Raw genomic sequence first — 736 nt, 5'->3', positions numbered from 1 at the left:
TTTCTTCTCCTGAGGGTACTTAGATGTTTCAGTTCCCCTCGTATGCCTCTGCACATCCTATGTATTCAGATATGAGTAACTGAGTATTACCTCAGCTGGGTTCCCCCATTCGGACATCCCCGGATCAAAGCCTGCTTACGGCTCCCCGAGGCGATATCGTCGTTCGCCACGTCCTTCATCGGCTCCTAGCGCCTAGGCATCCTCCGTGTGCTCTTATTAGCTTAACCATGCTAATACACGTTGTATTGCTCTACGCATTTTGTTGATAACTGCGATAGTTTCACGTATCGAACAGTTACAACCATTTCAGTATCTAGTTTTCAAGGAACAATCGCTCCTGCTCAACAGCAGGAAGACTTAACATGCTGTACTTACCGATGCAAGCATCAAGTTTTTCCAGCAAGTTTGAGAGTATTTCGGGGCTCCCCGGAAAGTAATGTCTAAACAATACAATATATATTCATTGAATGTTTAGACGCCGATCAAGCTATTGCTTGATGCGGACGGAATACGCTTCAACGCTTCTCTTCACTTTTTGGGGACCTTTATCCTCTCAAAACTGAGCAACGAGTGAATGGTGTTGCAACTGTTACATAGGCAAAGCCATGTCAGTTGTCAACTATGTTGCAACCGTAGTTGCTTAGTGTCCGATGACCTACAGTCATCATGGACTCCATAGAAAGGAGGTGATCCAGCCGCACCTTCCGATACGGCTACCTTGTTACGACTTCACCCC

2 rRNA genes are annotated in these 736 nt (G+C 46.1%); both read right to left on the bottom strand.

The window, feature by feature from the left end:
• A 23S ribosomal RNA gene (locus ABEA66_RS28750) occupies window positions 1-227 on the bottom strand; the annotation flags it as partial.
• A 452-nt stretch (window positions 228-679) separates the two neighbouring features.
• Window positions 680-736, bottom strand: a 16S ribosomal RNA gene (locus tag ABEA66_RS28745); the annotation flags it as partial.

It is taken from the genome of Paenibacillus vulneris (assembly GCF_039543185.1).
Lineage (GTDB): Bacteria > Bacillota > Bacilli > Paenibacillales > NBRC-103111 > Paenibacillus_S > Paenibacillus_S vulneris.
The sequence above is the reverse complement of the archived record's forward strand: the minus strand, read 5'-3'. Positions and strand labels throughout refer to the sequence as shown.